Here is a 25650-nt window from a genome sequence, read left to right on the forward strand (position 1 = left end):
TTTATGAATCTTGCAAACAAGCTTACAATAATAAGAATGATTTTAGTGCCATTTTTTTTATTTTTCATGGCTTTTAATACTAAAATAGGCATATTTATTGCAACTATAATATTTATAGTTGCATCGATAACAGATAAGTTAGATGGATATATAGCAAGAAGTAGAAATCAAATAACTAATTTTGGAAAGTTTATGGATCCTTTAGCAGATAAACTTTTAGTTACATCTGCACTTGTAGTTTTAGTGGAATTAGGAATTATGCCAGCATGGATGGTTATGGTAATAATTGCTAGAGAATTTGCTGTTTCTGGATTAAGAACAGTTGCTGCTTCAGAAGGAGTAGTTATTGCTGCTAGTCAATGGGGTAAATGGAAAACAGTTGTACAAATGACTTTTATAATATTAGCTTTAGTAACATTAAATTTTCCAAATAATATATTGATTGCTGTAACTAAAGTGTTTATGATTTTATCTGTGATTATAACTTTAATTTCAGGAATTGATTATTTCGTAAAAAATAAAAATATCATAAATACAGAGAAGTAAAACAGATTTAGTTTGAAAATGATTTTACTGCAGATAAAAAAGCTAGTTTTTAACTAGTTTTTTTATTTAATACTATGTTAAATATAGTTAAAAAAATGATTAAAAAAATATATAATGTTAAGTATAATAATAATATGATAAAATAAATTGACAACATTTATTTTAAAATGTATACTTGTTTAACTAAGTAAAAAAATATTGCTAGTATGATATATTAAGTTTATATATTAGATTTTTATTAGAAAGGGTGGCGCGATATGAATAGTGAAAAGCTTAAGGCTTTAGAGTCGGCTATGACTCAAATAGAGAAGCAATTTGGAAAAGGTTCTGTAATGAAATTAGGAGAAAATAGTGTGTTAGAGATAGATGCTATTTCAACTGGTTGTTTAGGACTTGATATAGGACTTGGAATAGGTGGTGTTCCAAGAGGAAGAATTATGGAAATCTTTGGACCAGAGTCATCAGGTAAAACAACAGTAGCTTTACATATTGTTGCGGAAGCTCAGAAAGCTGGTGGAGTTGCTGCATTTATAGATGCAGAACACGCTTTAGATCCTGTTTATGCAAAAGCATTAGGTGTAGATATTGATAATTTAATTGTATCTCAGCCAGATACTGGAGAGCAAGGATTAGAAATAACAGAAGCATTAGTGCGTTCAGGCGCAGTAGATATAGTAGTAGTAGATTCTGTTGCAGCATTAGTGCCTAAGGCTGAAATAGAAGGTGAAATGGGTGATGCACATGTGGGACTTCAAGCGAGACTTATGTCACAAGCATTAAGAAAGCTAGCAGGTTCTATAAATAAATCTAAATGTGTAGCAGTATTCATAAATCAGCTAAGAGAAAAAGTTGGAATAATGTTTGGTAATCCAGAAACAACTCCTGGAGGAAGAGCGTTAAAATTCTATGCATCTGTGAGATTAGATGTTAGAAGAATAGATAGTATAAAACAAGGTGATGAATTTTTAGGTAATAGGACAAGAGTAAAAATAACTAAAAATAAGGTGGCGCCTCCGTTTAAACAAGCAGAGTTTGATATAATGTATGGAGAAGGTATATCTAAAGAGGGTGATGTTTTAGATATAGGCGTTAAAGAAGAAATAGTTCAAAAGAGTGGTGCATGGTTCTCTTATGGTGATGTAAGACTAGGACAAGGTAGAGAAAATGCTAAAAACTATTTTAAAGAAAATCCTCAATTAAGGTTAGAGATAGAAAATAAGATAAGAGCTAAATATGATTTGCCATTATACAATGAATCAACAAATTCATCAAAAAAGGCTTCAAAAGAAGAAAAAGAAGTGAAAAAATAAATTTTTTAAATTCAAGGGGTTAAAGCCCCTTTTTTTTATGCCAAAAAGATATAAGCTAGTTAAATTAAAAAAAAATTAAAGAGTTTATTTAAAATACTTGTTTATATTAATATTAATAATATATACTTAATGAGGAATAGTTTTTCTAAGGGTTATTTATATAAAACAGCTATAACAATAAAAAAACTATACAAGGTCTCTAAATGAAAGTTAATATTCATAGAATAAGGTGTAAATTGGTATCAGTTAAGTATTTTATAAACTACAAGATTAAAAAAAATATTATTATTATATTTAAAATAAGACTTTGAATATACCTATTGAATTTTGGTTATAATTTAGATAATATCCTGATTATTTTAAAATATAAAAAAATAAAATAAATTATAAAAATGACACTATGAAAACCTTGTAAAGGTTAGTGTTATGCACTCTTTAGCAAATGTTAATCACCTTGACATTATATAGAAAGTAATATAAAATAAATACAAATACTGGTTTAGCATAATATAATTGCTACCAATTGAATAAAATATGACACCTTTTCTAACTTTTATTTTGGAGTAAAATAGATTGCACTAAAAATGAAGAAGGAGGTGTTTATATACAATGACTGCATTGTTTATAATAGGATTATTAATTATTATTTTAATTGGAACTTTTGTTGTTATTTATACTAGAAAAAATATATCACAAGCTAATATTGCTAAGTCTGAGGAAGATGCTAAAAAAATTATAGAGGAGGCTAAAAAAGAGGCCGAATCTACAAAAAAAGAATCTATACTAGAGGCTAAAGAAGAAGTCCATAGATTAAGAACGGATTTTGAAAGAGAGTCTAGAGAAAGAAGAAATGAAGTACAAAGACTTGAAAGAAGGGTAATTCAAAGGGAAGAGTCATTAGATAAGAAAAATGCAATATTAGAAAAAAAAGAGGATACCCTTAATAAGAAGCAACAAGAGGTAGAGGCATTAGAAACGAGTATACAAGATTTGTATACTAAAGAAAGAGAAGAATTAGAAAGATTATCAAAGCTTACTTCAGAAGAAGCTAAGCAAGTTTTGCTTGAGGAAGTAAGAAAAGAGATTAGACATGAAACAGCAATCATGATTAAAGATGTTGAACAAAAGGCAAAAGAAGAAGCAGATAAAAAAGCTAGAGAAATTATAACTTATGCTATACAAAGATGTGCAGCAGACCATGTTGCAGAATCTACTGTTCATGTTGTTTCACTTCCAAATGATGAAATGAAAGGAAGGATAATTGGTAGAGAGGGTAGAAATATTAGAGCACTTGAAACTCTTACAGGTGTAGATTTAATTATAGATGATACTCCAGAAGCCGTGATTCTTTCAGGATTTGATCCGATTAGAAGAGAAGTTGCTAAGATAGCTTTAGAAAAATTAATAGTTGATGGAAGAATACATCCTGCTAGAATAGAAGAAATGGTTGAAAAGGCTAAGAAGGATGTAGAAAATGATATCAGAGAAGAAGGCGAACAGGCTACTTTTGAAACAGGTGTACATGGTCTACATATAGAAGTGTTAAAACTATTAGGAAGACTTAAGTACAGAACAAGTTATGGTCAGAATGTGTTAAAACATTCAATTGAGGTTTCTTATTTAGCAGGGCTAATGGCTTCAGAGTTAGGAATAGATCCAACAGTTGCAAAAAGATGTGGTTTATTACATGACATCGGTAAAGCAGTAGATCATGAAGTTCAAGGTCCGCATGCATTAATAGGATCAGAACTTGCAAAAAAATATCATGAATCAGCAATAGTTGTAAATGCTATAGCTGCTCACCATGGAGATGTTGAACAACAATCACTTGAAGCTGTTTTAGTTCAAGCGGCTGATGCTATTTCAGCGGCAAGACCAGGAGCTAGAAGAGAAACTTTAGAAGCTTATATTAAGCGTTTAGAAAAGCTTGAAGAAATTGCAAATTCATATGAAGGTGTAGAAAAGTCATATGCCATTCAGGCTGGAAGAGAAGTTAGAATTATGATTAAACCAGAAGAGATTGATGATACAGGTGCTATTGAGGTGGCAAGGGATATTGTGAAGAGAATAGAGGGAGAATTAGAGTACCCAGGTCAAATAAAGGTAAATGTAATCAGAGAAACTCGCGCTATAGAGTATGCAAAATAGTAAATTTTTATAAAATAGACAAAAATAATCTTCTTAAATTTTGAAAAAATTTATTTTTATCAAAAATTTAAGAGGATTTTTTTAACTTTTGTAGAATAACTAATTATACAGAATTTAAATTTACTAGGAGGGTTAATCATGGAAGTATTAAAAGTTTCAGCAAAATCAAGCCCAAATTCAGTAGCAGGAGCTTTAGCAGGGGTATTAAGAGAAAAAGGAGCAGCAGAAATACAAGCTATAGGTGCTGGTGCTCTTAATCAAGCTGTGAAATCGGTTGCCATAGCTAGGGGGTTTGTAGCACCGAGTGGAATAGATTTAGTTTGTGTTCCAGCATTTACAGATATAGAAATTGATGGAGAAGAAAGAACTGCTATAAGATTAATTGTACAACCTAGATAATTATTAGAAAATAAATTATATAGGCACAATCCCAAAATAGTATTTAAATTCTATTTTGGGATTGTTTTTTTAAAGACTATAGAGAAAATATAATAAAAAGTTAAGCATTAAATTTACTTTATTATAAAAAAATAAAAAATATAGAATGAATAATAAAAAACAAACCATAATATATAATGAATCATAATTTAATATAAAATTAAAGTGATATACAAATAAATATATAATGTGTCACTTTATTTAGTAAATGTTCAAAATACGCTATAAACTTGTTTACACTTCATATAATAAATGATATAGTATAAATTGTATGAAGCATATCCTTCATAAGAGGGAAAAATGAAGGTATCAATTCAAGTTTACATAAAATATACTGAGCAATGGGGGTTTAATTTATGAAATTATCAAATAAAGCTTTACAAATTTCACCATCTTTAACTTTAGCAATAACAGCTAAAGCAAAACAAATGAAAGCAGATGGAATAGATGTGATTGGATTTGGAGCAGGAGAACCAGATTTTAATACTCCAAAAAATATTCAAAATGCTGCTATTGATGCAATTCAAAAGGGATTGACTAGATATACTGCTGCTTCAGGAATAGTTGAATTAAAGGAAGCAATAGTTAATAAGTTTAAAAATGATAATAATTTAACTTATAAAACATCTCAAATAGTAATTTCTACAGGAGCTAAACAATGTTTAGCAAATGCATTTCAAGCTATTTTAAATCCTAATGATGAAGTACTAATTGGAGTTCCTTATTGGGTAAGTTATCCTGAACTAGTACAACTAGCAGATGGAAAGCCAGTTTTTGTAGAAACTTCAGAATCAAATGCCTTTAAATTAACAGTAGATGCAATAAGAAAAGCTACAACAGAAAAAACAAAAGCCTTAATATTAAATAGTCCTAATAATCCAACAGGAACAGCATATACAAAAGAGGAATTATTAGCTATAGCAGAGTTTGCTAAAGAAAAAGATATAATGATTATTTCAGATGAAATTTATGAAAAATTATTATATGGATCAGAAGGTCATATATCAATAGCAAGCCTTTCAGAAGATGCTTACAATAGAACAATAGTTATTAATGGTGTTTCCAAAGCTTATGCTATGACAGGTTGGAGAATTGGTTATGTTGCAGCTCCAGAAAAAATTGCAAAATTAATGTCAAATATTCAAAGTCATACAACATCAAATCCTTGTTCAATATCTCAATATGCATCAGTTGAAGCTTTAAATGGGGAACAAGGCGAAGTTGAAAATATGATAAAAGAATTTAAAAATAGAAGAGATTTTATGGTTGATAGAATTAATTCAATAGATAATTTATCTTGTGTAAAACCAGAAGGCGCATTTTATGTTATGGTTAATATAAGTAAAGTTTTAGGTAAAGAATTTAATGGTGTAACAATAAAAGATTCATTAACTTTCTCACAATTATTGTTAGAGGAAGAAAAAGTTGCGTTAGTTCCAGGTATAGCATTTGGAGTTGATGAGTTTGTAAGATTATCTTATGCTACATCTGTAGAAAATATAAAAGAAGGATTAAACAGAATAGAAAAATTTATAAAAAACATACAATAATTAAGAGGTGATGCCAGTGGTATCAAAAGAGTTAAAAATTAGAAATTCACAAGGATTACATGCTAGACCAGCTACGTTATTAGTTAGAGTAGCATCGTCATTTAAGTCATCAATAAGTATTGAATATAATGATAAAGCTGCTAACGCTAAGAGCTTAATAGGGATTCTATCTTTAGGAATTAATAAGGATAGTACTGTTAATATAGTGATAAAAGGTAGTGATGAAGAAAAAGCATTAGAAAATATTTGTGAATTGATAAACAACTTAGAATAATATAAGAAAAACTGCTAATGATTTATTAGCAGTTTTTCTTATATTTTATTATAATTGAAATAGGTGATGAATATGAATGAAATTATATTATCAAATGAAAAAAATGAAATACTAAAACATATAGGAGTTAATAATAATCATTTTATAAAAAATTTTTTAGATATAAAAGGTAATAGAAGTGTTAATACGGCAAAAGGTTATGAAAGAGATATAAAAGATTTTTTTAATGTGAGTAATGTTGAAGAAATAACATTAAATCATATTAAATCAGTGAATATATTTCATGTCCAAAATTATATATTATATCTTACAGAGAAGGGATTTTCTTCAGCTACAATAAATAGAAAAATTTCTTCATTAAGTGCTCTTTATAAATGGTTATTAAAATATAAGGATAATTATAACGAAGTAGAAATTATAAAATATAATCCTTTTTCTGGATTAAAAGAAGAAAAACCTATAGTTAATAATAAAGAAACGGAGTTTTTAACAGAAGAAGAGTGCAAAAAAGTAATAAATAGCATAAAAACAGATAACGTTATTGGTATAAGAAATAGAGCTATTATTGGATTAGCACTTACGACAGCGCTGAGAAAATCAGAAATAATAAATATAAAAATAAAAGATATTTGTACTTATGGAAATTATGATGTAATTATAGTAAAGCGAAAAGGTAATAAACAAGATATGGTAAAGCTTCAAAAGCAGGTTTTAGAGTTTATTTATGAATACCTATCTATTACATCAAGAGATAAGGTTGGTAATAAAGAAGACTACTTGTTTTTAGGTCATTCAAGAAATAGTAAAAAAGATAATAAATTAGATCCTAGTAGTTTAAATTATATAATAAAAAATATATGCAAAAATGCAAATATAACAAAAGCAATAAAGGTTCACTCTATGAGACATACAGCTATAACTTTAGCAATAACTAAAGGCGTGACAATAGAAAAAGTAAGAGAATTTGCAGGACATAGAAATATAGCTACAACTAATAGGTATATACATTCAATAGATAAACTTAAAAATAATGCAGGAGATGCAATAGATATTTTTTAAAAAATATCTTTAAGAAGGTGTAAATTAGATATACTTTATAAGTGAAGTGGAGAATTTTAAATTATAAATAAAAAGATTGAAAACGAAGTTAATCCTTCGTTTTTAATCTTTTTTTATTTTAAAATAGTATTTTAATTAATTAATTCATAAAGTAAGGGAATTTTTAAGTTGTGCTTTATTTAACATTAAAAAATATATTGCATAAATGAATGACTTAAAATCCTATGAATTTATAAAATATATTTAGAATAAGATTTTTTATAATGAATAAATAATATAATGAATAAATTGTAATTTAAGATCATCTCACTATATAAGATTTTAAGTTAACTTTTAAAATTGATCGCTCTAAAACTTAAATACCCAAAATAGCATGCTCTGAATCATTTATAATTTAACAGTGCATTTTATATGAAAATATTTTAAAGTTATTGAATAAATTTAAATTTGAGCTTGTTTCCCTATATATTACACAAAAGGAAGTTTATCATAAAATAAATATATAGAGCATACGTTATATTGTATATATTATGAAATGAAAATTTGAACAATATATTATAGGTCTAAAATACAAAAAGGAGGGAAAGTTGCCAAAAAAATATATAGTTAAAATGTTGGCGACAGTAAAATTATGAATTATGATGAATATGATTTAATTCCATTACAAAATATAAACAATATGAGATTATCAGAAGAAATGGAAGAATTTATGGCTCTTTATAGTATGAGAGGTCTTATCAATTTTGAAAAAAATAAATTCATAGGTTTTTTAACGCCAATGCCTGCTGTAATTGAAGAAAATGAGTTTGTGAAACATAGTTTAATAGAATCTAAAAATGAACATAAATTTGAGTATATAAAGGAGAAGTATGATGATTTGAAGATTAATAAGACTATAAATAGAATAGAAAAGAATAATCCAGAAATAATTAAGTGTTTATTGTCTACAGGGTTACCTTACAGACAAAGCATAAAAATAGTTGAAAAAATAGTAAAATTAGCTATGTTATATAGATAATAAATTAATTAAGCTCTTTTCAATAGTTGAGAAGAGCTTAAAATTTATAGTGAATATATTTATTGTAAGCTTATTAGAAAAATACTTTTTAAAATATAATGAATATTAAGATAAATATATAATATAAAGTGTCATTAATTATTTTTTTGAAAATTCCATTTTAAATTTAGTGGTTAAAATTTGACTTATGGTATTTTAATAATTTATAATAGCTATAAGAATTAGATAATTAGTTAGTGAATTTTGCATATAAAATAATTTTGTTGCAAGAAATTATTTTAGTAATTTGCAAATTAAAATTAAAAACTAACAAATGTTAATTTAAGTAATTAGTTAAAAAAGATATGATAGCTTATATACAATAATAAGGTAACTCATATTTTTATAATAGTTATTTAGATGATTTAAAAATTAGGAGGAAATTTAATGATTAAAAAAACAATGATTAGAAAAAGTGTAATTAGTATTTTTCTAGTGTTTTTAATTGCAGTAGCCTTTGGTAATAAGATAACTTATGCATATACTATATTTAATGAGAAAATAAACATGAAACTAAGAGCCACAACTATATCTACAGATAAAGTTATAACGGTTTCTAATAGTGATGAAAACATTGAACGAGTGTCAAGAGGAGAAGAAAAAAATATACCTATAGAATCTAATGAAGTAGTAAATATTTCATTATCAAAATTAGGTAGACCTTATGTAGAAGGTGCAGAAGGAACAGAATCTTTTGACTCAGCAGGATTTACAAAATATATTTATGGCAAGTATAATGTAGATTTGCCACATTGTGTTTCTAAACAAATTCAATTTGGTAAAGCTGTTTCTAAAAATGAATTAGTTAATGGAGATTTGGTGTTTCTAAAAACAGATAATCAAAATTTATCTATTGCAGGAGTATATGTTGGAAACAATAATTTTGTTTATGCGGATAAAACTACAGGAAGAGTTATAAAGGGTAGTTTAATAAATAAATATTATTCTGATGCTTATGTAGGCGCAAGAAGAATATTCGATTAGTATATTAAGGTAGTATAATCTAACTTTTTCATTTAAAAGTCATATTCTCTTAGGTTTATAAATATAAATTTATAAACAAGAAATTAGGGAAGGTGATAAAAATGAAATACACAAGATATGATGTGAGGCCAAAACGAAAAAGAACTAAGTTGTTTCCATTGATAGTTATTATTTTCTTTTGTGTGCTATTTAGTTATTTGATTTTAGATGGAGTGAAAGGAATTAATATTAGAAACAATAAAAGTAATATAGAATCTAAAGAAAAAAATAATGTAAGAGAAAGTGAAATAGAAAAAAGTGAAATAGTACTTTTGCAGTGTGGAGTATTTAAAGTGAAAGATAATGCTGATAAAATTTTAAAAGAGCTTTCAGCAACAGGAAGTCCATTTGTCATAGAAGACAATGATTTATATAAAATATATTATGGTATGTATAAAAACATAAATGAAAGTGAAAAAGTTATAAATACTTTAGAGAAAAGTGGAATAAATACAAGTAAAAACATAATAAAGATATATTATAAAGATTTATCTATGATTGAGCTAGCAAAAATAATAGAGGCAGAATTAGATATTATAAACAATGCAATGGATCCGAAAATAAAATCTGTAAAAACCACAGAACTTAAAAAATGGGTTTCAGAATTAGATCCTATAAATGAAAATCATGATGCATATAAAGAAGTGAATGAATTAAAAGAACATATAAATAAACTTCCTGAAGAAGTGGATAAAAGTAAGGCATCAGAGATGAATTCTTTTATTTATAATCAAATATCAAAATTTAAAGAAAAGCAGCAAAGTAAATAAGTATTAAATATATAGGGAAACAAGCTCCAATTCAAATTTATTCAATAACTTTAAAATATTTTCATACAAGATGCAGTGTTGAATTCTAAGTGATTCGAAGCATGTCTCACTATTTGGGTATGCAAGTTTTGAAATGGATAATTTTAAAAGTCAACTTGGAACTATATATATTTATAAAGTTAAAAATAAGGAAGCAAGGACATTAAAGTCTTTGCTTTTTTTATGTGTTTTTTAGAAAACGTATATACTGTTAAAAATTAAAAATAAATAGTCATATTAAAAATCTATTGTTATAGATTTTTAGTATGATAATGTATGTTTGTATAATATTACATTATTTACATAAAATTAATAGTTTATTAAAAAAAATTAAAAAGAATTCAAACATAAAAATAAATATATTTTTTATTATTATGTGTTTTATATACTTGTTAATAATTTTATTAAGTGATAAACTATATAAGATAAAGAAATAAAATGGGGGATTAAAATTTGAAGAGTTCAGATAAAAAGGCAAAAGAGTATATTTTTGTTATTTTATTAGCCTGCATTTCTGGAAGCTTTATTGGGGAAGTTTTGTCAAAAAGTGTTAGCTTTTTAGACATTTTAGGGTTATCCTATTTTATAGGGCTGAAACAACCTATATTACTAGATCTTAAGGTTATAAGTATAACGTTTGGATTACAATTTAAGCTTAATTTAATGTCTATTATTTGTATAATAGTAGCAATGATATTATTTAGGAAATATTAGGAGTGAATTTGTATGGATATAATTTTAGCATCCTCATCACAAAGAAGGCGAGAACTTTTAAATTTAATTACTGATAAATTTGAAATAATTCCAAGTAATTTTGATGAAAGCACTGTGCCTTTTGAAGGAAAGTGCAGGGATTATGTTATTAAGATTTCTAAAGGAAAAGCTTTGGAAGTTGCAGATAGAGTTAAAGGTGAGAAACTAATAATTGCTAGTGATACCATTGTTTTTAATAATGAAAATCTGATGCTTAAGCCTAAAGATGAAAAAGAAGCATTTGATATGCTAAAAAGTCTTAGTGATACTACCCATAAGGTTTATTCTGGAATAGTAGTTTTGAATTTAAAAACAAATGAAATGCTATCAGATGCAGTTTGTACAGAAGTTAAATTTTCAAAGTTAACTGATGATCAAATATTAGAATATATACAAACTAAAGAACCTATGGATAAATCAGGGGCTTACGGTATACAAGGAAAAGCAGCTGTTTTTATTGAAAAAATCAATGGTTGTTATTATAATGTCGTTGGATTGCCTTTAAATAGGTTGAATTTAATGATTAATGAGATGGGGGTAAATCTTTAAGTACAATTATTTCAGGGAAGTGATTTTTTGAAGAATTTAAGTATTATGGATTTGCCAAAAGGTGAGAGACCTAGAGAAAAGCTATTAAGATATGGCAGTGAATGTTTATCCAATTCTGAGCTTTTAGCAATAATATTAAGAACAGGAAGTAAAAAGGAAGATGTTCTTAGATTATGTAATAGGATACTTGTGAGTTGTAAGGGGTTAAATGGACTTTTAAATTCTAGTATAAATGATTTTATGAAATTATCAGGGATAGGTGAAGCTAAAGCTACACAACTTGTAGCATTATGTGAACTTTCTAAAAGGTTTAAATCATTTAAGTCAGGTGAAGAGTATAGAATTTTAAGTCCACTAAGTGCTGCTAATTATGTTATGGAAGATATGAAGCATTTGAAAAAGGAATATTTAAAGCTTATAATGTTAAATACTAAAAATATAGTTTTGTCTGTAAAAGATATATCTATAGGAAGTTTAAATAGCTCAATTGTACATCCAAGAGAGGTGTTTGTTGAGGCCATAAAGAATAATAGTGCTTCAGTTATAGTATGCCACAATCATCCTTCAGGTGATCCTAATCCAAGTAAAGAAGATATAAACATTACAATGCGATTAAGAGAATGTGGAAAAATAATTGGTATTGAAGTTTTAGATCATATTATTATAGGAAATGGTATATATGTTAGCTTAAAAGAAAGAGCATTTTTATAGAAACGAAAGGAGAAAAAAGATGATGAGATTTTTTTCAAAGTCAAGAGATATGGGTATAGACCTAGGAACGGCTAATACTCTAGTGTATGTAAAAGGAAAAGGAATAGTATTAAGAGAGCCATCAGTTGTGGCTATAAATAAAAAAACTAATAAGGTTTTAGCAGTTGGTGAAGAAGCAAAACAAATGATAGGTAGAACTCCAGGAAATATAGTAGCTATAAGACCAATGAGAGATGGTGTTATTGCAGATTTTGATGTAACTGAAAAAATGTTAAGAAGTTTTATAGAAAAAGCTGGTGCGAAAAATGGATTTAAAAGCCCTAGAATAGTGGTATGTTTTCCATCAGGAGTAACAGAAGTAGAAAAAAGAGCTATAGAAGAAGCAACTAAAAGTGCAGGTGCTAGATTTGCGTGTCTTTTAGAAGAGCCAATGGCAGCTGCAATCGGTGCAGGACTTCCAGTAAATGAACCAACAGGAAGTATGGTCGTAGATATTGGTGGAGGAACAACAGAAGTTGCAATAATTTCTCTAGGTGGAATAGTAACTAGTAAATCTTTAAGAGTTGCTGGTGATGAGCTTGATAAAGCCATAATTGCTTACATAAAAAAAGAGTATAATTTAATGATTGGTGAACGTACTGCAGAAGCAGTAAAAATAGAACTAGGTTCAGCTTTTGATCTAGGAGAAGAAGATAAACATATGGAAATTAAGGGAAGAGATTTAGTTTCAGGACTTCCTAAAGTTATAGAAATAAGTGAAAGTGAAGTAAGAGAAGCTTTAAAAGAGCCAGTAGCATCAATTATAGATTCAATAAAAACTACACTAGAAAAAACACCACCAGAACTTGCTGCAGATATAATGGATAAAGGTATAATGTTAACAGGTGGTGGTGCGATGCTAAAAGGATTAGATGCACTAATAAACCACGAAACTCATATGCCTGTAAAAGCTGCAGAGATACCATTAGATTGTGTTGCTATAGGAGCAGGTAAAGCACTAGATAATCTTGACATAATGGATAAAAGAGGCTAAAAATTGGATAAACTAAAAAATAAACTGGCAGTACTAGTAATAATACTGTCAGTATGCTTTTTATTTCTTATAGGTTATACTGTGCAAAGAAAACATGTGTCTTTCGTGGAAAATGGTGTAGGAACAACTTTAAATAGTGTTCAAGGTGTTGTTTATAATATTGGTAATAAAGTTAAAAATTCATTTTCTTTTATATTTCATATAAAAGATTTAAAATCTGAAAATGAAAAGTTAAAAGAAGACAATAAAAATTTAGATAAGTTAAAAAATGAAAATACAATGCTAACAGAAGAAAATGCTAGATTGAGGGAAAATTTAAAATTTAAAGATACAAAATCAGACTATGAATATATAGGTGCTGATATAGTAGGGTTAAGTGGACAAAATTTTTTAGATGGATTTACTATTAATAGAGGTAGCAAAGATGGAATAGAAAAAGGAATGATTGCAGTTACTTCTGTTGGATTGGTAGGTCAAGTTACAAGTGTTGGAAATAATCGAGCTACAATTCAAACATTATGTAATGAAAATATAGCAGTAGCAGGATATGTATTATCAACAAAAGAGAGTGATGGTATAGTAAAGGGATATAAAGGAAATGAGGATAAGTTTTTAGCTGAAATAACAGGGTTATCTATTGATTCAGGAATAAAAGTAGGTGATACAATAGTAACATCTGGATTAGGTGCTATTTATCCTAAAGGCATAGAAATAGGAAAAGTTTTAGATGTAAAAGAAGATAAGGCAGCTGTTATGAAAAGTGCAGTAATAAAGCCAAGCGTTGATTTTAATACATTAGAACAAGTTCTTATAGTGGTTGACAAAGAAAATAGTGATAAAAACAAGTAGTAGGTGATAATATGAAGAAAATATTAACACTAATAGGAATAACATTATTACTAACCATACTGGATAATACATTAGTAACATTTTTTGCTATAAAGTCTGTGTATCCAAGTTTAGTATTAATCTTTATTATATCCTATTCAATTATAAATGGGGAAAAGGAAGCTATACTATTAGGAATATTCTCAGGTGCAATTCAAGATCTATACTTTTTTAATGGAATAGGGGTCAATATGCTAACAAATATGATAATTTGTTATATAGCAGCAGTAGTAGGAAAAAGTATTTTTAAAGAAAAATCATTTGTACCGATAGTTTCTACATTATTCCTTAGTATTTTGAAAGGTATAATAATACTAATAGTATTATATTTAATGAATATAAAAATAAATACGGAAAATATATTATATACTAGTTTATATAATATGGTTTTATCGATTATATTATATAGATATGTTTACAAACTTTCAGAAACAAAATTTATAAAGAAAGAATGGAGATTTTAGGAACGTGATATTATGGTAAAAAACAAAAAAACAGATAAAAAATTTTCAAGATATACGATGTTTTTTATTGCAATGGGAATAATATTTTCAGGTATAATTTCCAGACTTTTGTATTTGCAAGTTGTAATGGGTGAAGAATTTAAAAAGCAATCGACAGAAAAAAACTATAAAAATGTATCTAAAGTAGCACCTAGAGGTGATATTTTAGATAAAAATGGAGAAGTGTTTGCAACTAGTATTCAAAGCTATACACTGATGTTTACAGAGACAACGGAAAGTAAGGAAAGTTTTTTAACTACTATGGATAAAGTCTTTAAAAAATTAGATGAAAAAGGTGTTGCGATGGTAGATGAATTTGCAATAGCTATAGATTCATCTAAAGATCCGAAAGTTCGGTTTAATTTTAAAGCTACAGATGATGCAAATAGGCGTTGGATGGAGTTAAGATTCAAAAAAGATAGGGGAATTCAAAGTATAGCAATAAAAAAACTTTACCCAGGAAAAGATGAAAAGGACCTTACTGAAGAACAGCTTAAAAAAGTAGATGAAGAATTATTAAAAGTATCTGCGGAAGATTGTCTAAACGAATTATTAAAAGAATATGATTTATTAGATAAAGATGAATATACATTAGAGGAAAAAAGAAGATTATTAGTTGTTTTAGATGCTGTGAAAATGCAAAGTTACTCTGGTTATAAACCTGTAGTTATTGCAAACAACTTATCAAAGGAAGTTGCATTTCTATTTGAACAGCTACAACCGGATTTACCAGGAATAAGTGTAGAAACTCAACCGATGAGATATTATCCAAATGGTGATTTAGGTTCAGCGTTTTTAGGATATACATCTAAGATAGATTCATGGCAACAGGAGAACTATGAAGAAAAAGGTTACGATGTAAGTAGCGATAGTGTTGGTAAAGCAGGGCTTGAGTCAAGCTTTGAAGATATATTAAAAGGAACTAAAGGTCAGGAAAGTATTGAAGTTAATAAACAAGGTAGAAAAGTAAAGACGTTAGGTGAAGTTGAAGCTTACCCAGGTAAAACTCTTCAACTTACCATTGATAAAAATTTACAAGAAATAGCAGAAAAAGCTTTAGATGATACTATGGCTAATTTACAAAAACAAGGTAGAGTAGCTGACGTTGACAGTACTAATGCTACTAGAGGTGCAGCTGTTTTCATGGATGCTAAAACAGGAAAAATATTAGCACTAGCTAGTAGACCAGGATATGATCCTAATATATTTACAGAAGGATCACTTAGTGCAGAGGATTCAGAAAAATACTTTAATCCTAACTTAGAAAAAATGGGAAAAGAGTATATTGAAAGTAGAGGTCTTACATCAATACCAGGAGTATTAACTCAAGAAGAAGTTGCTACAAAAAGTTATGAAGATAAGGTTAATATTATGTTAAATAGAATGTTTCCGTTAAATAATTCTATTGAAGGTAATACAACAGTAAGAGAGGATATTTATGATATATTCCCAAAACCATTTTATAACTATGCAACATTTACATTAATACCACCAGGTTCTATATTTAAACCACTTACATCTATTGCAGGTTTAGAGGAAGGTGTAATAACACCAGATACACTTATATATGATGATGGTGAATATAATAAAAGATACTCTGATTATCATGGAGCTTGTTGGATTTATAATACAGCAGGTGGATCACATGGAGCTATAGATATAAGAAAAGCATTAGAAGTATCTTGTAACTATTTTTTCTATGATGTTGCAGATAGACTTTTTGCAAAAGGTGGAGAAAGTTCAAGTGGACTTGATTACTTAGCAAAATATGCTTGGAAATTTGGGTTAGGTGTTGAACCAGGCTCAAATACAAAACCTTCAACAGGTATAGAGATAGCAGAAAATTTTGGTCAAGTATATAATTATGAATCAAGTAAAAGTAAGTTTGCAAATGATTATGTAAATCAGTTAGTTAATTTTATGCAGACAGGTACTGATTCAATAAATACTACACCTCATTATAAGGGAATTGATATTACTAAAAAAGATGAAAAAGGTAGTAATAAAGAAAAAGAGGCAATTAAAAAAGTAAATGAAAAGAAAACTGCTTTGATAGATGCTATAAAAGAAGAGATGAAAAAAGAGGCAAAAGCTAAGGAAGAAGAAATATTACCAAAGATGCAAAATCTATTAAAGGATTTAATTGAATCAAGTGATGAGTTAAAGGCTAAAAAATATTCAGATAAAGATATAGAGAATATGGCTATAGCAATAAATTACTCTATAGCAGATGCTATATCCAATAGAATATCTGCTGCTAACGCTTATGATGCATCTATAGGTCAAGGTATGAATTATTTTACTCCACTTCAATTAGCAAATTATATGGCAACTTTAGTTAATGGTGGAAATAGATATGAAATGCATTTAGTGGACAGTATAATAGATCCTGTAACAGGAGATAAAACTGAAATAGAACCAAAACTTTTAGAACATATAGATTTAGATGAAGAATATGTTAATGCCATAAAAGAGGGTTTACGACGTGGTGCTTCTAATGATGAAGGTACTGCTTCAACTGCATTTAGTGGATTCCCAATAGAACATGGTGCTAAGTCTGGTTCATCAACATTTAATGAGGAAAAACAGGATTCGCTAGGTAGAACTTCATATGCAACATTCCTAGGATTTGCGCCAGTAGATGATCCACAAATAATATCTTGTATTGTTATTTTTGATGGTGGACATGGAGGATATGCAGGTCCAGTTGCGAGAGCCGTTTATGAGCAATATTTTAGAGATGAAATATTAGCAAAAAATCCAGGATATGAATTTAAGTACCCAGATCCTAGAGAAAAAAATTCTAAAGATGCAACAAATGAAAAAACTACTGAAAATCTTAATAAATAGAATGTAATACTAATAAATAAAAATAAAATAAAAAACATCATGATTTCATGGTGTTTTTTATTTTGTTTCTATTTATATTTTATAAAAATGTTTTTTAAAATTAAATTTTTAATCGAAAAAATTCTGTATTTACTAAAATATAGAAATTTTTTTTAGATAAAAAAAGGAATTTAACTAAATGTGTTGAAATATATCAAATAGGATAATATGGAAAATAGTAGTGTAGGAATGTAATACTATAGAAAAGGAAATAGATATTATTACGATTAGAAATTTTGAAGTTGTAATTAACTTATTTAATAAAAAAATATTTGAAGAAAAATTTATAAAAAGAAGATGACTTTGAGAAAGGAATATTATGATTAGAAACAGAAAAACAGATAAAAAATTTTCAAGATATACGGTGTTTTTTATTGCAATGGGAATAATATTTTCAGCTATAATTTCCAGGCTTTTTTACCTGCAAGTTATAATGAGTGAAGAATTTAAAAAAAAATCAACACAAAAAAACTATAAAAATGTATCTAAAGCAGCACCTAGAGGTAAAATTTTAGATAAAAATGGAGAAGTATTTGCAACTAGCATTCAAAGCTATACACTGATGTTTACAGAAACAACGGAAAGTAAGGAAAGTTTTTTAACTACTATGGATAAAGTCTTTAAAAAATTAGATGAAAAAGGTGTTGCTATGGTAGATGAATTTGCAATAGCTATAGATTCATCTAAAGAGCCGAAAGTGCGATTTAATTTTAAAGCTACAGATGATGCAAATAGAAGTTGGATGGAATTAAGATTTAAAAAGGATAGAGGAATTCAAAGTATAGCAATAAAAAAACTTTACCCAGGAAAAGATGAAAAAGATCTTACTGAAGAGCAGCTTAAAAATGTAGATGAAGAATTATTAAATGTGTCTGCAGAAGAGTGTTTAAATGAATTGTTAAAAGAATATGATTTATTAGATAAAGATGAGTATACATTAGAGGAAAAAAGAAGATTATTAGTTGTTTTAGATGCTGTTAAAATGCAAAGTTATTCAGGATATAAACCTGTGGCTATTGCAAACAACTTATCAAAGGAAGTTGCATTTATTTTTGAACAACTGCAATCAGATTTACCTGGAGTAAGTGTAGAAACTCAACCGATGAGATATTATCCAAATGGTGATTTAGGTTCAGCATTTTTAGGGTACACATCTAAGATAGATTCATGGCAACAAGAGAAATATGAAGAAAAAGGTTGTGATGTAAGTAGCGATAGCGTTGGTAAAGCAGGAATTGAGTCAAGCTTTGAAGATATATTAAAAGGAACTAAAGGTCAGGAAAGTATTGAAGTTAATAAACAAGGTAGAAAAGTAAAGACATTGGGGGAAGTAGAAGCTTACCCAGGTAAAAATATCCAACTTACTATTGATAAAGGTTTACAAAAAATAGCAGAAAAGGCTTTAGATGATACTATGGCAGATTTACAGAGTAAAGGTAGAGTAAATGATGTTGATAGTACTAATGCTACTAGAGGCGCAGCTGTTTTTATGGATGTTAAAACAGGGAAAATATTAGCATTAGCTAGTAGACCTGGATATGATCCTAATATGTTTATAGGAGGATCACTTAGTGCAGAGGATTCAGAAAAATACTTTAATCCTAATTTAGAAAAAATGGGAAAAGAGTATATTGAAAGTAGAGGTCTTACATCAATACCAGGAGTATTAACTGAAGAACAAGTTGCTACAATGAGTTATGAAGATAAAGTTAATACTATGTTAAATAAAATGTTTCCATTAAATGATTCTATTGAAGGTAACACTAAAATAAGAGAAGATAGTTATGATATATTTCCAAAACCATTTTATAATTATGCAACATTTACATTAATACCACCAGGTTCTATATTTAAACCACTTACAGCTATTGCAGGCTTAGAGGAAGATGTAATAACTCCGTACACATCTGTATATGATGATGGTAAATATAATAAAAGATATTCTGATTATCCTGGTGCTTGTTGGATTTATAATACCCAACATGGTTCACATGGGGATACAGATGTAAGGAAGGCATTAGAAGTGTCTTGTAACTACTTTTTCTATGATGTTGCAGATAGGCTTTTTGCAAAAGGTGGGGAAAATTCAAGTGGACTTAATTATTTAGCAAAATATGCTTGGAAGTTTGGACTAGGTGTTGAGCCAGGCTCAAATACAAAACTTTCAACTGGTATAGAAATAGCAGAAAATTTTGGTCAAGTATATAATTATGAATCAAGCAAAAATAAATTTGCAGATGAGTATATTAATCACGCAGTCAATTATCTACAAACAGGTACTAATTCAATAAATACTCAACCTCATTATAAGGATATTGACATTACTAGAAAGAATGAAACAGGTACTGATAAAGAAAAAGAAGCAATTAAAAAAATAAATGAAAAGAAAACTATTTTGGTAGATGCTATAAAAGAAGAGATGAAAAAAGAGAAAAAGGCAAAAGAAGAAGATATATTACCAAATATGCAAAATTTATTAAAGGAGTTAATAGAATCAAGTGATGAGCTAAAAGCTAAAAAATATTCTGATAAGGATATAGAAAATATGGCTATAGCAATAAACTATTCTATAGGAGATGCTATATCCAATAGAATATCAGGGGCAAATGCTTATGATGCATCTATTGGTCAAGGTATGAATTATTTTACTCCACTTCAATTAGCAAATTATATGGCAACTTTAGTTAATGGTGGAAATAGATATGAAATGCATTTAGTAGATAGTATAATAGATCCAGTAACAGGAGAGAAAACTGAAATAGAGCCCAAACTACTAGAACATATAGATTTAACTGAGGAATATGTTAATGCTATAAAAGAAGGGTTGCAACGTGCTGTATTTAATGATGAGGGTACTGCTGCAACTGCATTTCATGGTTTTCCAATATCAACTGGAGCTAAGTCTGGTTCATCAACATTTAACCAAAATAAACAGGATTCTCTAGGAAGAACCTCATATGCAACATTCTTAGGATTTGTTCCACTAGATGACCCGCAAATAGTATCTTGTATTGTTGTTTTTGACGGGGGACATGGTGGAAATGTAGGTTATGTTGCAAGAGCAGTTTATGAGCAGTATTTTAGAGATGAAATATTATCAACAAATCCAGGGTATGAATTTAAGTATCCAGATTCTAGAGGGAATAGCTCTAAAAATCAAACAAATGAAAATACTAATGATAACCTTAACAAAGAGAATACAGATGGTAATGATAATAAAGAAGAATAAAATAGAAAGACACCATAAATTTATGGTGTCTTTTGTATATAACAACTTATATTTTATTAAATTTCCAACTTTTAATCATATCAATAGATTTTAATGTGAAATTGTGATATATTTTTTTTGTAATTAAAAGTTTAAAACATGGATTCTTTCTAGATTTGCTAAAAAATAGAAATTTTTTAATCAAAAAGAAGGATTTTAATTAAACATGTTGAAATATATCAAATAGCATAGTGTGGAGGATATGTATGCAAGGAGATAATATTATACTAAAAGGAAATAGAGATGGACTTAATGTTATTATAGATATTAATAAGTTTAGAAGCTTTGAAGATATGATTAGTTGTTTAATAGAAAAACTTTCGAAAGGAAAAAATTTTTATAAAGGTTGTACTATAAAAATAACTACTCAAATAAAGGAATTTACAAAGCGAGAAATAAATTATATAAAGGATATATTGTTTGAAAAAATTTATATAAAAGATTGTATATTTATAGACATAGAAGAAACAAATTCAAAAATGTTTAATGGCGTTTATGAAGGAAGAACTAAATATCTTAGAAAGAGTATTAGAAGTGGACAAACTTATGAGTATTTAGGAAATTTAGTTATAATAGGAGATATAAATCCAGGAGCAGAAGTATGTGCTGCTGGTAACATTATAGTTTTAGGAAGTATAAAAGGTTGTGTTCATGCTGGATGTACAGGAAATGAAAAAGCCATAATAGGAGCTTTTTATTTAAATCCTCAAATATTAAAGATCGCAAATTTGATGACGATATCTCCAGATGATGGAATTAAACCTACATATCCAGAAATTGCAAAAATAAAAAATGGAAACATAATAGTTGAACCGTATTTAGTTAATAAATACATTTAATGGAGGAGATAGTATGGGAGAATCAATTGTTATAACTTCAGGAAAAGGTGGAGTTGGCAAAACAACAACAACAGCAAATATAGGTACTGCTTTAGCTTCTGCAGGAAAAAAAGTGGTAGTAATAGATGGTGATACAGGACTTAGAAATTTAGATGTTCTTATGGGCCTTGAAAATAGAGTAGTTTTTACACTACTTGATGTAATAGATGAAAAATGTAGATTAAAACAGGCATTAATAAAGGATAAAAGATTTAGCAATTTATTTTTATTGCCTACAGCTCAAACTAGGGATAAAAATGATGTTAATATAGAGGCTATGTTAAAGGTTGTTAATGATTTAAAAGATAATTTTGATTATGTTATAATTGATTGTCCAGCTGGTATTGAACAAGGATTTGAAAATGCTATAGTAGGTGCTGATAGAGCTGTGGTTGTAGTTAACCCAGAAATAACATCGGTAAGGGATGCTGATAGAGTTATAGGAAAATTATGTGCAAAAGGATTAGAAGATACTCAATTGATAGTTAATAGAATAAATTTTGAGATGACACAAAATGGAGATATGTTAGATATTGAAGATATAAAAGAATGTCTTGCTATAAAATTAATAGGAGTTGTGCCTGATGATAAAAAGGTAACAGTATCTACTAATAAAGGCGAACCTATAGTATTAGACAATTCCGCTGATGCAGGGCAAGCATTTAATAATATTGCTAAAAGAATAATGGGATATGAAGTTCCGTTTTTAGATTTAAGCGTAACGGTTCAGCAAGGAGGTTTTTTTGCAACAATAAAGAAAATATTTGGGGGTAATAAATAGGAGGAAGTTATGGAATTCTTTAAATTATTTTCAAACAAAGCATCATCGAAAGGTATAGCTACAGATAGACTAAAATTAATACTAATACATGATAGGGCAAATTTTTCTCCAGATTTATTAAATATGATAAAAGGAGATTTGCTTGAGGTTATATCTAAGTATGTTGAAATAGATGATAGTGAAGTAGATGTAAAAATAACAAAAACAGAAGAAATACAAGGATCTTCACCAGCATTAATAGCTAGTATACCTATAAAAAATATAAAACAAAGATAAATGAAAATAGTGTTGAGGTAAAATTAATATTTTATTTCAACGCTTATTTTATAATATATAATTTAATTTAAGAATTTATAAAAACAGTATAGATATAAATTATAAAAACTTTTGTTATTATTTTAAATGTGCTATAATCATATTTATGTTGGAGGGATAATTATGCTGATAAATATGATAAATAAGCTTAAATTAAATAGTAAACTTGTAAAAAGATTAGATTATAGCATAATAATTGTAGTTGTTTTAATTGTTGCATTTTCTATATTAAATATATATAGTGCAACAAACAGTACCGCTGGAATATATTATGCTAAGTTACAGTTTATGTGGCTTATAGTTGGATTGATAGCTATGTACATAATGCTTATTTGGGATTATAATTTAATTCTAAATTATGCTTCTATAATTTATTGGGGCGGAGTAATATTGCTTATTTTAAATAACTATGTTTTAGGAAGTACTGTAAATGGAGCTACAGGTTGGATTAGTATTGGTAGTAGGGCTATTCAACCAGCTGAGTTTGCTAAAATAGGTATGATACTTATGCTAGCAAGGGTTATTCAAGATATGGAAGGTGACGTTAATAGTTTAAAAAGCATCTTAACTATGATGTTTTATGCAGCTATTCCTATGATATTAATAGTTTCACAACCAGACATGGGAATGACTATGGTATCCTTTTTTATTATACTTCCAATAGTGGTTGTAGCAAATGTAGATTGGAAAATAATAACTGGAGGTTTGTCTTTTCTGATTGTAACTATAGTTGCATTGTGGAATTCTCCATTAATGCATGACTACTGGAAAAATAGATTAATTTCATTTTTAAATCCAGAACAATTTGAGTTGACATATGGACATCAAATTATACAATCTAAAATAGCTATAGGATCTGGTGGATTATTTGGCCTTGGATTTTTAAATGGTAAGCAATATAAATTTGTTCCAGAAAATCACACTGACTTTATATTTGCAGTTATAGGTGAGGAGTGGGGAATGTTAGGTGCTATAATATTACTAACATTATATGGAATACTTTTATATAAACTTATAAATATAGCTAAAACATCAAAAGATGTATCAGGAAGTATATTATGTGCTGGTATAATAGGATTTTTAATGTTTTCTATAATTCAAAATATGGGTATGGCAATAGGAATTATGCCAGTAACAGGAATAACTCTTCCATTTGTAAGCTATGGAGGTAGTTCTATGCTTACTAACTTTATTTCTTTAGGATTAATGCTAAATGTAGGAATGAGAAGAAAGAAGATTAATTTCTAGGAGGAATTATATGAGAATTGCATTGATTGCTCATGATAAGAAAAAAGATGAAATGATAGATTTTGCAAGAAGATATAGAAAAATATTATGTAGACATGAATTGTATGCAACAGGCACTACTGGTAAATTTGTTGGAAAACTTGCAGACCTTGATATACACACTTTTTTAACAGGAACCATGGGTGGGGGACAACAAATAGGAGCAAAGATAGCTCAAGGAGAAATAGACGTGGTGTTTTTCTTTAGAGATCCATTAACGGCTCAACCACATGAACCCGATGTAAATGCTCTTATAAGACTTTGTGATGTGCATTCAGTGCCATTAGCAACAAATTTAGGTACAGCAGAAACAATTATTGCTGCAATGAAAAATAAATAAAGAAAATTTAAGCTATTCTAGGTAGTGAAAAAATCTATCTAGAATAGCTTTTTTGTTATATAAAGTTTACGTTTAAATAATTAAAGTAGGTCTTTATAATAAAAACAATATTCATAAAAGTTCAATCAATTAAATATAAATAAAAAAGTAGGAGTTTAAAAACTAATATCATATTCTAATGTAAATAAACTAACTGAATTTGTATTTTTCTATTTAATAAAAAATTACATTAAAAAGCTATATATAGGGTTCTAAGATGAATTTTAAACTTATGTATTTATCAAATGAGAGTATTTAACACTTATTTTTAGTTTCATCCATCACTTTTAACTCTTAATTAACTATAGCTGTACTTGTTTTTCAACTAATAACAAAGATTTCATGAATAAATTTAAATACGAGATTGTAACCCTATAGCAATAGATATTTTAAATACATAATATGATATTAAATAATCTAAAATATTAAATGGGGAGAGAGGATTATGAATCATTATAAAGAACTTTATGAAAGATATTATAATAATCTTACAAAAGGAAAAAGAAACATTAGTGTAAATCGAAGGCAAGGTCATGTACAACCTAATTTTAATAGTGAAAAAAAATTAAGTTTAGCTAATAAATTTATAATTCAATTATCAATAGCTATAGTTATGATGATATTTTTTTTAGGATGCAAAACTGTAAATAATGAATATGGCAATAAAGTACTGAAATGTGCTAATGGAGCTATAAATAAAAAATATGATTATAAATATGTTGTAAATAGGTTAGAGAATATGACCTTGGATGATGTAGAAAATGTTAGTGTGCAAATGATTGATAAAATAAAAGCCGGATTTGTAGGTGGAAAAACAATAATTGAAGAGCTAGAAACAGAATATTCAATACCAGTTATGGCAAATAAGTCTTCTGAAGATGATGCTCATAGGAAAGATAAAGATAATATTATAACATTTTCAATAAAAGAAAAGACACCTATAAAGAGCTGCAATTCAGGAAAGATAAAAAAAATAGATGTGGATAAAAATTTAGGTGAATATATAATAATAGATCATGGTAAAGGAATAGAAAGTAAATATTATAATATATCAAAAATATTTGTTAAAGTTGGAGATAAGGTAGACAAAGACACAGTTATTGGTGAAGTGGATGTATCACCAGAAGGTATCACAAATTTTTATTTTGAGATACTTTACATGGGAAAAGCACAAGATATATACAATAGTATGGTAATTTGAA

The 25650-nt window shown here is 27.8% G+C and carries 24 protein-coding genes; all 24 read left to right on the forward strand.

The features are described from left to right. Nucleotides 1-3 precede the first annotated feature (3 nt). The 24 genes from pgsA to ACYUE0_RS01125 all read left to right on the forward strand — a co-directional run bounded on the left by pgsA (nt 4) and on the right by ACYUE0_RS01125 (nt 25649). Nucleotides 4-546, forward strand: coding sequence for a CDP-diacylglycerol--glycerol-3-phosphate 3-phosphatidyltransferase (gene pgsA / locus ACYUE0_RS01010; RefSeq protein ID WP_061995018.1), 543 nt, complete (start codon nt 4-6; stop codon nt 544-546). A gap of 257 nt (nt 547-803) precedes the next feature. Next, the gene (gene recA, locus ACYUE0_RS01015) at nt 804-1856 is read left to right on the forward strand and encodes a recombinase RecA (protein WP_061995017.1); all 1053 of its coding nucleotides are present in this window, start codon (nt 804-806) and stop codon (nt 1854-1856) included. A gap of 609 nt (nt 1857-2465) precedes the next feature. Further along, nucleotides 2466-4004 carry a ribonuclease Y gene (gene rny / locus ACYUE0_RS01020; RefSeq protein WP_061995016.1) on the forward strand — a complete coding sequence of 513 codons (1539 nt, stop codon included), beginning with the start codon at nt 2466-2468 and terminating at the stop codon, nt 4002-4004. Between the two features lie 138 nt (nt 4005-4142). Beyond that, complete coding sequence (locus tag ACYUE0_RS01025; protein WP_010292705.1) at nt 4143-4403, forward strand: stage V sporulation protein S; 261 nt, start codon at nt 4143-4145, stop codon at nt 4401-4403. A gap of 395 nt (nt 4404-4798) precedes the next feature. Beyond that, on the forward strand, nt 4799-5992 hold the full coding sequence (locus tag ACYUE0_RS01030; RefSeq protein WP_061995015.1) for a pyridoxal phosphate-dependent aminotransferase: 1194 nt from the start codon (nt 4799-4801) through the stop codon (nt 5990-5992). Nucleotides 5993-6008: 16 nt separating this feature from the next. After that, on the forward strand, nt 6009-6266 hold the full coding sequence (locus ACYUE0_RS01035; RefSeq protein ID WP_061995014.1) for an HPr family phosphocarrier protein: 258 nt from the start codon (nt 6009-6011) through the stop codon (nt 6264-6266). A gap of 72 nt (nt 6267-6338) precedes the next feature. Further along, nucleotides 6339-7325 (forward strand): tyrosine-type recombinase/integrase, encoded by a 987-nt coding sequence (locus tag ACYUE0_RS01040; protein WP_460269176.1) that lies wholly within the window; start codon nt 6339-6341, stop codon nt 7323-7325. Nucleotides 7326-7956: 631 nt separating this feature from the next. Then, nucleotides 7957-8343 carry a hypothetical protein gene (locus tag ACYUE0_RS01045; protein WP_460269177.1) on the forward strand — a complete coding sequence of 129 codons (387 nt, stop codon included), beginning with the start codon at nt 7957-7959 and terminating at the stop codon, nt 8341-8343. A 426-nt stretch (nt 8344-8769) separates the two neighbouring features. Continuing rightward, nucleotides 8770-9366 carry a C40 family peptidase gene (locus tag ACYUE0_RS01050; RefSeq protein WP_460269179.1) on the forward strand — a complete coding sequence of 199 codons (597 nt, stop codon included), beginning with the start codon at nt 8770-8772 and terminating at the stop codon, nt 9364-9366. 101 nt (nt 9367-9467) lie between these two features. After that, the gene (locus ACYUE0_RS01055) at nt 9468-10175 is read left to right on the forward strand and encodes an SPOR domain-containing protein (protein ID WP_061995010.1); all 708 of its coding nucleotides are present in this window, start codon (nt 9468-9470) and stop codon (nt 10173-10175) included. A 492-nt stretch (nt 10176-10667) separates the two neighbouring features. Further along, nucleotides 10668-10928: a DUF4321 domain-containing protein gene (locus tag ACYUE0_RS01060; protein ID WP_010292695.1), complete on the forward strand. Its 261-nt coding sequence runs from the start codon at nt 10668-10670 to the stop codon at nt 10926-10928. Nucleotides 10929-10940: 12 nt separating this feature from the next. Then, entirely contained in the window at nt 10941-11516 is a 576-nt protein-coding gene (locus tag ACYUE0_RS01065) for a Maf-like protein (protein WP_460269180.1), read from the forward strand. A gap of 45 nt (nt 11517-11561) precedes the next feature. Further along, nucleotides 11562-12227, forward strand: coding sequence for a RadC family protein (gene radC, locus ACYUE0_RS01070; protein ID WP_460269192.1), 666 nt, complete (start codon nt 11562-11564; stop codon nt 12225-12227). A gap of 22 nt (nt 12228-12249) precedes the next feature. Beyond that, the gene (locus ACYUE0_RS01075; protein WP_061995088.1) at nt 12250-13260 is read left to right on the forward strand and encodes a rod shape-determining protein; all 1011 of its coding nucleotides are present in this window, start codon (nt 12250-12252) and stop codon (nt 13258-13260) included. Between the two features lie 3 nt (nt 13261-13263). After that, entirely contained in the window at nt 13264-14109 is an 846-nt protein-coding gene (mreC, locus tag ACYUE0_RS01080) for a rod shape-determining protein MreC (RefSeq protein WP_460269181.1), read from the forward strand. 11 nt (nt 14110-14120) lie between these two features. Then, entirely contained in the window at nt 14121-14612 is a 492-nt protein-coding gene (mreD, locus tag ACYUE0_RS01085) for a rod shape-determining protein MreD (protein ID WP_460269183.1), read from the forward strand. Between the two features lie 12 nt (nt 14613-14624). Further along, the gene (locus tag ACYUE0_RS01090) at nt 14625-17501 is read left to right on the forward strand and encodes a penicillin-binding transpeptidase domain-containing protein (RefSeq protein WP_460269184.1); all 2877 of its coding nucleotides are present in this window, start codon (nt 14625-14627) and stop codon (nt 17499-17501) included. Between the two features lie 358 nt (nt 17502-17859). Continuing rightward, the gene (locus ACYUE0_RS01095) at nt 17860-20769 is read left to right on the forward strand and encodes a penicillin-binding transpeptidase domain-containing protein (RefSeq protein ID WP_460269185.1); all 2910 of its coding nucleotides are present in this window, start codon (nt 17860-17862) and stop codon (nt 20767-20769) included. Nucleotides 20770-21014: 245 nt separating this feature from the next. Next, the gene (minC, locus tag ACYUE0_RS01100; RefSeq protein WP_460269186.1) at nt 21015-21647 is read left to right on the forward strand and encodes a septum site-determining protein MinC; all 633 of its coding nucleotides are present in this window, start codon (nt 21015-21017) and stop codon (nt 21645-21647) included. Nucleotides 21648-21660: 13 nt separating this feature from the next. Beyond that, nucleotides 21661-22467 (forward strand): septum site-determining protein MinD, encoded by an 807-nt coding sequence (minD, locus tag ACYUE0_RS01105; protein WP_061995004.1) that lies wholly within the window; start codon nt 21661-21663, stop codon nt 22465-22467. A 9-nt stretch (nt 22468-22476) separates the two neighbouring features. Then, nucleotides 22477-22743, forward strand: a complete 267-nt coding sequence (gene minE, locus ACYUE0_RS01110) for a cell division topological specificity factor MinE (RefSeq protein ID WP_010292678.1) — start codon at nt 22477-22479, stop codon at nt 22741-22743. A gap of 174 nt (nt 22744-22917) precedes the next feature. Then, nucleotides 22918-24030 carry a rod shape-determining protein RodA gene (gene rodA, locus ACYUE0_RS01115; RefSeq protein WP_460269193.1) on the forward strand — a complete coding sequence of 371 codons (1113 nt, stop codon included), beginning with the start codon at nt 22918-22920 and terminating at the stop codon, nt 24028-24030. A 10-nt stretch (nt 24031-24040) separates the two neighbouring features. Next, on the forward strand, nt 24041-24409 hold the full coding sequence (gene mgsA, locus ACYUE0_RS01120; protein ID WP_061995003.1) for a methylglyoxal synthase: 369 nt from the start codon (nt 24041-24043) through the stop codon (nt 24407-24409). Nucleotides 24410-24893: 484 nt separating this feature from the next. Continuing rightward, nucleotides 24894-25649 carry a M23 family metallopeptidase gene (locus ACYUE0_RS01125; protein ID WP_460269187.1) on the forward strand — a complete coding sequence of 252 codons (756 nt, stop codon included), beginning with the start codon at nt 24894-24896 and terminating at the stop codon, nt 25647-25649. Nucleotide 25650 lies beyond the last annotated feature (1 nt).

It is taken from the genome of Clostridium sp. CTA-19 (genome assembly GCF_054767855.1).

Excerpts from the sequence above, each read along its gene's own strand:
- pgsA (WP_061995018.1), top strand. The coding sequence starts at position 4 with ATGAATCTTGCAAACAAGCTTACAATAATAAGAATGATTTTAGTGCCA.
- recA (WP_061995017.1), top strand. The coding sequence starts at position 804 with ATGAATAGTGAAAAGCTTAAGGCTTTAGAGTCGGCTATGACTCAAATA.
- rny (WP_061995016.1), top strand. The coding sequence starts at position 2,466 with ATGACTGCATTGTTTATAATAGGATTATTAATTATTATTTTAATTGGA.
- ACYUE0_RS01025 (WP_010292705.1), top strand. The coding sequence starts at position 4,143 with ATGGAAGTATTAAAAGTTTCAGCAAAATCAAGCCCAAATTCAGTAGCA.
- ACYUE0_RS01030 (WP_061995015.1), top strand. The coding sequence starts at position 4,799 with ATGAAATTATCAAATAAAGCTTTACAAATTTCACCATCTTTAACTTTA.
- ACYUE0_RS01040 (WP_460269176.1), top strand. The coding sequence starts at position 6,339 with ATGAATGAAATTATATTATCAAATGAAAAAAATGAAATACTAAAACAT.
- ACYUE0_RS01045 (WP_460269177.1), top strand. The coding sequence starts at position 7,957 with ATGAATTATGATGAATATGATTTAATTCCATTACAAAATATAAACAAT.
- ACYUE0_RS01050 (WP_460269179.1), top strand. The coding sequence starts at position 8,770 with ATGATTAAAAAAACAATGATTAGAAAAAGTGTAATTAGTATTTTTCTA.
- ACYUE0_RS01055 (WP_061995010.1), top strand. The coding sequence starts at position 9,468 with ATGAAATACACAAGATATGATGTGAGGCCAAAACGAAAAAGAACTAAG.
- ACYUE0_RS01065 (WP_460269180.1), top strand. The coding sequence starts at position 10,941 with ATGGATATAATTTTAGCATCCTCATCACAAAGAAGGCGAGAACTTTTA.
- radC (WP_460269192.1), top strand. The coding sequence starts at position 11,562 with ATGGATTTGCCAAAAGGTGAGAGACCTAGAGAAAAGCTATTAAGATAT.
- ACYUE0_RS01075 (WP_061995088.1), top strand. The coding sequence starts at position 12,250 with ATGAGATTTTTTTCAAAGTCAAGAGATATGGGTATAGACCTAGGAACG.
- mreD (WP_460269183.1), top strand. The coding sequence starts at position 14,121 with ATGAAGAAAATATTAACACTAATAGGAATAACATTATTACTAACCATA.
- ACYUE0_RS01090 (WP_460269184.1), top strand. The coding sequence starts at position 14,625 with ATGGTAAAAAACAAAAAAACAGATAAAAAATTTTCAAGATATACGATG.
- ACYUE0_RS01095 (WP_460269185.1), top strand. The coding sequence starts at position 17,860 with ATGATTAGAAACAGAAAAACAGATAAAAAATTTTCAAGATATACGGTG.
- minC (WP_460269186.1), top strand. The coding sequence starts at position 21,015 with ATGCAAGGAGATAATATTATACTAAAAGGAAATAGAGATGGACTTAAT.
- minD (WP_061995004.1), top strand. The coding sequence starts at position 21,661 with ATGGGAGAATCAATTGTTATAACTTCAGGAAAAGGTGGAGTTGGCAAA.
- minE (WP_010292678.1), top strand. The coding sequence starts at position 22,477 with ATGGAATTCTTTAAATTATTTTCAAACAAAGCATCATCGAAAGGTATA.
- rodA (WP_460269193.1), top strand. The coding sequence starts at position 22,918 with ATGATAAATAAGCTTAAATTAAATAGTAAACTTGTAAAAAGATTAGAT.
- mgsA (WP_061995003.1), top strand. The coding sequence starts at position 24,041 with ATGAGAATTGCATTGATTGCTCATGATAAGAAAAAAGATGAAATGATA.
- ACYUE0_RS01125 (WP_460269187.1), top strand. The coding sequence starts at position 24,894 with ATGAATCATTATAAAGAACTTTATGAAAGATATTATAATAATCTTACA.